An 8,766-nucleotide genomic window follows, 5' to 3' on the forward strand; every position below is an offset into this window, starting at 1 on the left:
ACTCAGGTGCGCAGCCAGCGCTGCGCACCTGCACAAATCAGAACTGGTAAACCAGACCCAGTGCCACCACGTCGTCGGTATTAATACCGGCCTGGTCGGTGAACTGGTTGTCATCCAGCAGGTTGATTTGGTAATCCACATAGGTGGACATGTTTTTGTTGAAGTAGTAAGTCGCGCCTACATCAATGTATTTCTTCAGGTTTTGTTTACCCCAGCCCTGCACATCGGTGCCGCGTGAGGTGACATACGCCAGTGATGGACGCAGGCCGAAGTCGAACTGATACTGTGCCACCAGCTCCCAGTTTTCCGCTTTATCCGCATAACCAAACACCGGCGAATCGCTGCTACCGAAGCGGGTTGCGTTGTAAGACTTGGTGTACATCGCTGCCAGATAGATGTTGTTGGCATCGTATTTCAGACCGCCGGTGTAGGCTTCTGCTTTGTCGCCACGACCGAGGATACCCGCCTGGTTGCCGTTCTGATCGTTGGTACGGTCAGACTGGAAAGCCGACGCACCGATACCAAAACCGGAACCGAGATCGTAAGTGGTGCTCAGACCCCAGCCGTCACCGTTCTGGCCCAGCACATCACGACCGTTTGGTGACTCATCCCCATTGCCGTTTTTGCCCTGATACTGCACCGCAAAGTTCCAGCCATCGACCAGGCCGAAGAAGTTGCTGTTGCGGTAGGTCGCCATACCGTTGCCGCGCTGGAACATAAAGTTATCCGCGCCATAGGTATCACCACCGAACTCTGGCAGCACGTCGGTCCATGCGCCGATGTCATAGGCTACGCCGTAGTTACGACCGTAATCGAATGAACCTGCATCGCCAAACTTCACACCGGCAAAGCCGACGCGGGTATAGCTGTCAGCTGTACCTTCAGATTCTGCATTGTTCAGCGCCGCCTGATACTCCCACTGGCCGTAACCGGTCAGCTGATCGCTGACTTCGGTTTCGCCTTTAAAGCCAAAGCGGACGTAAGACTGATCGCCATCAGAACCATCGTTATCAGAGAAGTAGTGCAGACCATCGACTTTACCAAACAGGTCTAATTTGTTGCCGTCTTTATTGTAGATTTCAGCTGCGTTTGCTGATCCTGCTGCGACCAGCAACGCAGGGATCATCAGGGAGAGAACGCGACGTTTCATTTTATTACCCTCTGTAATGTGCCTTTATTATTTGCCACTGCGAACTGAATGATTAAAAATTCAGCCGGCAAGCCATTGTTGTTTTATAACGGGCAATAATCCATCACGAAAATGCTACTAAATTTCCAAAACTGTTTCATAGTTCGAAACAGTTATTTCTGAATGTAAGTTTTGGGGAACTAATAACCAGCACATATCGATAAAAAATATGGCACAAAAAGCTAATCGAATTTCGCCTCGTTTGTTATCAACACGTTACATCGGAATGCTCTGAAGCACTGAATGATAAAACTTATGCGTCATCAGGTAATACAATAGAGCCCGCTATCATCATTTATTTCATTATTACCTTCATTCACTCCGAATGAGATGTTTACCCTAATTTCCCGCCGGACATGTTTGTCCGGCATTTTTTTTGCCTGCGATCCGCCGTTGCGATTCGTTTTATGTAAACATGGTTTCCGGCGATTAATTAACTTTATTATTTTGCCGCACAGAAGGTTAATTTCCGCACTGCCTGCCGCTTATCTGGCGATATATCCGCCCACTTAATTTATCACCGTAACTAAGCACACTGCGATAATATCCGGACCGTGATTTTAGCGTTCGCGCATTGATTCTTTAACTTTATTCAGCGGTTTAAGCAGGTAATCCATCACCGATTTCTGACCCGTCTTAATTTCAACATTGGCCACCATACCGGGCACGATCGGGAATTTACGGCCGGCACGGTTCGTCAGTTCCGCTTTTTGGGTGCGAACATAGACCCGGTAGTAGTATTGATCCCGCTTAACCTCATCCTGCAGCGTATCCGGCGAGACGATTTCGACCTCACCCGGCAGATCGCCATAGATAGAGGAGTCGTAGGCGGTGATTTTGACGATTGCCGCCAGGCCGGGACGGATGTAAGCGATATCGCGCGGATTAATGCGGGTTTCAATCAGCAGCTGATCTTCCAGCGGCACAATCTCCATCAGCTTGCCGCCCGGCTCCAGTACCCCGCCCACCGTGGTCACCTGAATATCCTTAACGATGCCGCGCACCGGCGAATAGAGCGTGGCGCGCGTCAGCTGGTCCTCTTTCCCCGCCGCCACCTGCAGCTGCGCATCGAGTTCAGCATTGTTTTTCACCTGCTCTTCGTGGGCGCGCACCAGATAGTCATTGCGCGCCTCGTCAATTTTGCCGCGTAGGTCGCTGACCTGGCGACGCAAACGGATCACCTCGACCTGACCGGCCGCGCCTTTAGCGACCAGAGGCTCGGTCAGGCGCAGCTCATCCTGCACCAGCTTCAGCGACTGCTGCAGGTTGCTGATGGTTTCCGTCAGGTTGCGCCGCCGGGATTCATACAGCTGCCTTTCCCGCGTCACCAGCTGCGGCTCCTTCAGGGTTTCCGCGCTGAACTGCAGCGGCGTGCCTGACAGCTCCGCATCCAGCCGCTCCGAGGAGGCGCGCAGGGTGCGCACTTTAGCCTGCGCTTCACCGAAGTTGGACTGGAAGCGGGTTGGATCCAGCGTCGCCAGTATCTGCCCTTTCTCGACAATATCGCCTTCATGCACGTTGAGCTGTTTGACGATGCCGCCATCCAGGCTGTCAATAACCTGTGCGCGGCTGGAAGGGGTCACTTTGCCGGTGCCGACGGTTACCTCATCCAGAATGGCGAAGTGCGCCCAGATCAGGAATATCGCCAGCGCTGCCGTGCAAAGCCAGATAATGGCGGACGTACGGCGTTCATGTCGTGCCAGATCTTTATCAATCATCACCAGGCTCATGCAGCATCTCCTTTATTCGGCCCTGCCGCCGGTTGGGCGGCCGGAGTCGTGGCGCGGCGCAGGATCTCGTCACGCGGCCCATCGGCCACAATCCGGCCGTTATCCATCACCACAATGCGGTCGACCATCTTCAGCAGCGCCGGACGGTGCGTGACCAGTATCAGGGTGCGCCCGCTGATCCAGCCCTGAAGCTGACGGATCACATGCTCTTCCAGCTGCTCATCCATGGCGGCGGTCGGCTCATCCAGCAACACCACCTGCGGCTGACGCAGGATCATCCGGCTCAGCATCACCATCTGACGTTGCCCGCCGGACAGGCCGCGCCCGCCTTCATTAATAATACGATCCAGACTGGCCGCATCCTGCTGTACCAGCGATAGCGCGCCGCTGATGCGCAGCGCCTGTAACATCTCCTGTTCGCTGGCGTGCGGATTGCCCAGCATCAGGTTTTGCCGCAGCGTGCCAAAAAACAGTCGCGAATCGTGTGACAACCAGCCGAGCTGGCGGCGGAGATCGATCGGATCGATGCGTTCAATATCCACGCCATCAACAATCACCTTGCCCTGGCTCGCCATCGCCTGACCGGCGAGAATTTTGAGCAGGGTTGATTTTCCGGCACCGACTTTACCCAGAATGGCAATCTTCTCGCCCGGTTTGATCTGCAACTGCTGCACGTTGAGGACGTTCTTTTCATTCTCTTCGTCGTAGCTGTAATGCACGTTACGCAGATCGTACTGGCCGGTCAGCGTCGGACAGTGCGCCAGGGTCGCCGCGTCGGGCTGATCGAGCGGCTTCTTCAGCAGCTCATCCAGCCCTTTCATCGCCATTTTGGCATGCTGCCAGCGGGAAAAGACCATGGTGAGCTGCATCAGCGGCGCGATGGTGCGTGACGACAGCAGACTACAGGCGACCAGGGTGCCGGTGGTGATTTGCGAATCGAGAACCAGATAGACGCCGAACACCAGCATGCCGGCATAGGTGAGCTGCTGCACCGTGGCGGCCCAGCCGGTCAGCCGGGCGCCCCATAAGCGTTGCTGATTACTGATAGCGGCGCTGACCTCATGGGTCTGTTCCCACTGGCGCTGGAAATAGGGTTCCGCCTGCAGCGCTTTAATATCTTCAATACCTTCAATGGTTTCCACCAGCACCGCATTACGCAGCGCCCCTTCGCGCAGCCCCTCCTTCGCCAGCCGCGCCATCGGGATCTGCACCAGCATGCCAGGGATCACGATCAGCGGTATCGCCGCCAGCGGAATCAGCACCAGCCAGCCGCCGATAAATGACATGATGACCAGGAACAGGATAACAAACGGCAGATCGGCGGCCGCACCCACCGTGGTGGAGGTCAGCAGTTCACGTACCTGATCGATTTCACGCAGCTGCGAAATGAACGAACCGGTCGATTTGGGTCGTGCTTCATTGCGAATGCTCATCGCCCGGGCGAACAGCATGGCAGAGACTTTCAGGTCGATGCGCTTGCCCATTAAGTCGGAGACCTGGGTACGCATCAGGCGGATCAGATACTCAATCGCCGCCGCAATCAGCACCCCGACAAACAGCACCCACAGCGTGGCCTGCGACTGCGCCGGGATCACCCGATCGTAGACCTGCATTGAGAACAGAATGCCGGCCAGCGCCAGCACGTTGCTGATCACCGACGCCAACGAAATCTCGGTGATGCGCCGGCCCATGCCGCGAAAGTTCTTCCAGAACCAGTGCGGTTCATACGGCTGGACGAATTCATCGATGCGCGCATCGCGGCCGCGCGCTGCGACGCCAATCACCCCGACTTCGCCCTGTGCGCGGGCCAGCAGTTCAGACAGCGCGCCTTCACGCACCACGTCGCCGCCTTCGCTTAGCCAGTAGCGTGCGCTGCCGTCCGGGTCGATTCCTTCCAGTACCGCCACGCTGCTGTTTTCCAGTACCAGCACTACCGGGGTGATCTCCTGACGCCAGCGCAGCTTATTTTGCGGCACCATAGTCAGATGCAGCCCGAGCAGCCCGGAGAGCCGTTCCAGCTGCTGCGCCACCGGCAGATGTTCAAACCAACGCATCTGCTGGCGCAGTGTTTTGCCGTCGGCAGGTTTACCGAACCGCGCAGCCACGCGCAGCATGGCGGCAATCCAGTTATCGGTATTCAGGTTTTGTGCGCTCATGGTTAATGCCTTTTAATGCGAAAGCTCGCTATTGCAGCGAAGGAAGGAGATCGCCGCTGCTGCGCTGACGATCGATACCCAGGATATCGAGCAGATTGTCGACCGCAGCGGCATAGCGCACGGTGGCATCCCAGCCATCGTAAAGCGCGGTGATGCGTGAACTGTCCGCCTGAAACACATCCTGTTCCACGCTCAGCAGATCGTTCAGGCTGCGCTTACTGAGCCGGTACTCATCGGCATAGACATTGCGGGTATGGTCGGCGCTTTCCAGCTGCACTTCACCGGCCGCCTGGCGTTGCTGCGCGCCAATCATGTCGGCATAGGCGGTGGAGGCATTCTGATTGATAGTGAGTTTGGCCTGCTGAACCGCCGCCTGCGCCGCTTCACGATCGCCCTCGGCGGACTGGGTTTTAGCATTGACCATGCCGCCCTGGTAGAGCGGCGCTTCAACCTGCAGCTGGACCTCATCGTCCCAGTAAGACTGACGATCGTTTTCGTAGCGGGTCCGGCCAGCCTGAACTTTGATAGTTGGCCAGTGGCCGGACTGCGCCTGACGCACCCGCTCGCGCGCGGCTTCCTGCTTCGCCTGGGCGCTGCGCACCGCGGCGCTGTTGGCGTAAGCGATTTTATCGAGGGTGATCTGCTGATTGAGCAACGCCTGCGGCAGTTCAGGCAGGGCCGCCGGCACCACGCCGGTCAGCACCGTCAGCTGGGCTTTGGCTGAACGCAGCTGCGCCCGATACTGCTCCAGCGTGGCGTGCATCGCGGCGATACGGGTTTCCGCCTGTAACACGTCCGACTGCGAGTTGAGTCCGGCGTCGGCGCGCAGGCGGGCGATATCACGTATCCGCTCCAGTGAGGCGATATTGGTGTGGGCAGTTTCCGCCAGCGCCTGATAACGTTTGACTTCGAGATAGGCCTGCAGCGTATCTTCTGCCACGGTGGTCATTGAGTCGAACAGGCCAAACAGGTAGGCCTCTGACAAGGCGTGCTGCTCGTCGATAGCACCGCCGGTGCGGCCAAAATCGTACAGGAGCTGGCTGAGCATAATGCCGCCGGAGCCATTGTTATTCAGGCTGCCGGCGGAATCGGTCTGATGCGATCGGCCTGCCGCGCCCTGTAGGGAAATCTGCGGATACCAGGCACTTTTGGCGGCGTCGAGATCGCCTTCGCCAACGTGGATTTGAGCCGCCGCTTGCGAGATTTTCGGATTACGGGCGAAGGCGCGGAGAATGGCGTCACGCAGCGTTAAGGTGGCTATCTGTTCTTCGCTGGGGGCGGCACGCCAGTTAAATTCAGCTTTGGGCAAGGGGGCGGCAATGGCCGCAGGCAACACTACGCCATTCAGGGCGCATAACAAAAAGGTCAATCGCACTTTGTTCATTATGTTTACCAACAGGGGTTCTTATCAGCATGGTGTTTTCCCGGTGAACAAAGAGTGCAAAACGGTGCGCCGTTGCGGGCTTGCGCCTCATCAGACTGCGTCAATTAATTTATGGTTCGTAAGCCAGACGCTAAACGACCTTTAACATTATTAGATCATATCCCGCGCTTCTTCCTGCTAAATATCGATGAAATAATTAATTATTTTCTCAATCGCGCAAAATTTAATCGATGATGTTACGCCTGCCAATCCAGACGGGCTTAACAAACCCGTCCGGAAGGCAGTACGTTAACTAATGTGTTTCAGGTCAGACTAGCGGATGAACGGCGGGGTGTTGCCATAAGTGGTCGGCGAGCGTGTAAGGGGAATCGGTCACCAGATTGCTGTCGTGCGGCGCAGCAACAGCGGCAGACGCCTTCGCCGCCGGCAGCGTTTCGGCTGCCGCTGTCGGGCTGAGGTTATCCAGTAGCTGATCGACCGACAGCAGATTCAGCGTGGCAGCAGCGTCAGTATGTGAGGCCACCGTCACGGTCTGGCTGGCACTGGCCAGATTGCCGGCACTGTCTTTGGCGCTCACCGTCATCTGATATTCACCATCATCCAGCGGCGCCAGCTGTCCGGCCAGGATGGTCAGCGCCCAGCCGCCGTCTGCTTTCACGCTGGCGCTGTAGTGCTGATCGCCGAGGGTTAACTGCACCAGGCTGCCTGGCTCAAGGTGGGTCGAACTGCCCTGAATCAGATGCCAGCTGTTAACATCCGCAGCGTCAATCACGTTGTCGTCGAACGGCGTATCCAGCGTCAGGGTCGGACGCTGATGAGTAGCCACGGTGAACAGGCTGCTGTTGGTCTGGGTGTCGCTGTTGCCATACTCATCCCAGCGATGATAGGTGACGGCGACCGGTCCCTCCGGCAGCGCCTGCAGATCGCTGGCGCTCAGGGTCACCATCCCCTTCGCGTCCGGCTGGTAGGTTTTGCCATTGATCACCAGCTCGTTAGCGCCCTCAACATAGAGGCTGAGATCGTGCTGCGCTTCCTGATAGTTGAGGATCATATCGCCGCCGATATCCATTTCGACATAGATCGGGATAAAGCCGGTTTTGATGTTCAGCTCATGGCTGGCGTCGGTATAGTTGTTGGCACCGTCAATCGACCAGGCGCGGATCTCGCCGATATTAATAAAAGCCTGCACATCCGCCGCCGGGATCACCACCTGCCAGTGTCCATCCTCACTCAGCGTGGCGGCATAATCTTTCTCGTTGGCGCCGGTGATCACCAGCCGATGGCCTGGCATCACGGTCGACAGCGTGCCGCTCAGCCGTAAATCCTGCTGGGTTTCCGCCAGATTGATCACATCATCCGCCGTCACCTTATCAAAGCTAATCTGCGGCAGGCTGCTCAGGTGGGTGATCAGCGTCAGCGGGTGAGATTCAGTGGTGGTGTTGCCATTCGGATCAACCGCACTAACCCTCAGACTGTAGACGCCATCCTGCTGCGCTTTGAGATCGCTCTCGTGAAAGGTGCCGGTCCATTTGCCGTCGCCGCCAACAATCGCCGTGGTGGTGATGCTGCCCAGCGTCAGAGTTACCCGTGAGCCAGCAGGCAGATGGGTGCCGCTGCCGCTGATGTCGACGCCATACACACTCTCCTCAATGTTAACCGCGTTATCGCCGCTGATGGTGTCCACCGTCAGAGTCGGCTTAAGGCTGCGGTCGGCATAGAGACCAAAATCGACCGTGGTGTCGGTGCTGTTACCGGCTTTATCGGTGATGGTCAGCGTCAGGGTGTGATTGCCGTCCGGCAGCCCGTTCAGCACCTCGGCGGGCATCGAGGCGTTCCAGTAGCCCCACTGATTGACGGTGCTCTGCCAGCTCTGATCGTTGAAGGTCAGGGTGACGGTTGATCCCGCCTCCCCCACCGCCTGACCGCGCAGATGGACCGGGTTTTGCACTTCCCAGTTGGCGATCACCCCATCGCTGGCGATCGGTTCATACGGCCGCAGCGCGGCGGGCGGCTGGGTATCTGCGGCCGCGGTAACCGCCAGCGTCGTCAGCCCAATCGCCGGACTGAGCGCGCTGTCGGTGAAGAGATCGGCAGACGGCGTTGCGATGGTGGACGTCACTGCCGGGGCCAGGCTGCGCGCGGTGTTATCGGGAACGGCAAATTCACTCACCGCCGCCTGAAAAATGGATTCGAGCCGGACGGCACGAAACGTATCACGCTGGGACATAGGTAACCTCAATTCAGAACAGAAACGCAGGCGCAAACCATCAGATAAACTGATCGTTAAGGTTGGCGCAGTTATGTCAG

Annotated in this window: 5 protein-coding genes; all 5 read right to left on the reverse strand. The window is 57.3% G+C overall.

Annotation, left to right across the window (positions count from 1 at the left end):
• Positions 1 to 37: 37 nt before the first annotated feature.
• Positions 38 to 1,150: a porin OmpC gene (ompC, locus tag ABIB18_RS10930; protein WP_354474144.1), complete on the reverse strand. Its 1,113-nt coding sequence runs from the start codon at positions 1,148 to 1,150 to the stop codon at positions 38 to 40.
• Positions 1,151 to 1,749: 599 nt separating this feature from the next.
• On the reverse strand, positions 1,750 to 2,919 hold the full coding sequence (locus ABIB18_RS10935) for a beta-barrel domain-containing protein (protein WP_031377246.1): 1,170 nt from the start codon (positions 2,917 to 2,919) through the stop codon (positions 1,750 to 1,752).
• The gene (locus tag ABIB18_RS10940) at positions 2,916 to 5,075 is read right to left on the reverse strand and encodes a type I secretion system permease/ATPase (RefSeq protein ID WP_354474145.1); all 2,160 of its coding nucleotides are present in this window, start codon (positions 5,073 to 5,075) and stop codon (positions 2,916 to 2,918) included. The genes ABIB18_RS10935 and ABIB18_RS10940 overlap by 4 nt, the downstream gene beginning before the upstream one ends.
• Positions 5,076 to 5,103: 28 nt before the next feature.
• Positions 5,104 to 6,459: a TolC family outer membrane protein gene (locus ABIB18_RS10945; protein WP_354474146.1), complete on the reverse strand. Its 1,356-nt coding sequence runs from the start codon at positions 6,457 to 6,459 to the stop codon at positions 5,104 to 5,106.
• Positions 6,460 to 6,766: 307 nt separating this feature from the next.
• Complete coding sequence (locus tag ABIB18_RS10950) at positions 6,767 to 8,686, reverse strand: Ig-like domain-containing protein (protein WP_354474147.1); 1,920 nt, start codon at positions 8,684 to 8,686, stop codon at positions 6,767 to 6,769.
• Positions 8,687 to 8,766: the final 80 nt, after the last annotated feature.

The sequence above is a fragment of the Pantoea sp. UYEF8 genome (genome assembly GCF_040546285.1).
In the GTDB taxonomy this organism is placed as follows: domain Bacteria; phylum Pseudomonadota; class Gammaproteobacteria; order Enterobacterales; family Enterobacteriaceae; genus Pantoea; species Pantoea brenneri.